Origin of the sequence: Paenibacillus sp. 2TAB26 (genome assembly GCF_052115145.1) — a bacterium.
Lineage (GTDB): Bacteria > Bacillota > Bacilli > Paenibacillales > Paenibacillaceae > Pristimantibacillus.
Genome location: NZ_JBFRGC010000100.1, coordinates 1 through 469 on the forward strand (window position 1 = coordinate 1; position 469 = coordinate 469).

Annotated in this window: 1 protein-coding gene; it reads left to right on the top strand. The window is 47.9% G+C overall.

The features are described 5' to 3' along the window. Window positions 1-469: transposase (locus AB4Z50_RS36045; RefSeq protein WP_441887297.1), on the top strand; the 469-nt coding region annotated here is incomplete at both ends.

A 469-nucleotide genomic window follows, 5' to 3' on the forward strand; every position in this document is an offset into this window, starting at 1 on the left:
GGGATGGAAAACCATCATGAAACGGCACTGCGGTGCTAGAAAAGCAAAAGCACTCATCGAGATTGCCAACCATTCAGTAGGATCTCAGTCAGCTTCTCATTACTACAAKCTCCACTTGAAACAATTGCTCGCCGAGTATGACCTTGCTTGCGMACAACTRGAGGTTGTGGAGAAGGAGATTTCAACCGTATTAGAACGCATTCCYTTTGCAAAATCCATCCTYGCGATTAAGGGGATTARTGTCATTTCATTAGCTGGTATATTGGGTGAGGCTGGGGACTTAAGCGGATTTGTTCACGGAAATGCCTTGCTGCGCCATGCCGGACTCAACCCCGCAGAAGCGAGTTCTGGCAAATGGACCGGGCAAATGAAGATTAGTAAACGCGGACGATCCCGCCTACGGCGCTTCCTCTTTATGGCCACTATGAGTTTGGTCATGAACAATTCAGAGTTTCAAGCGATGCATGCA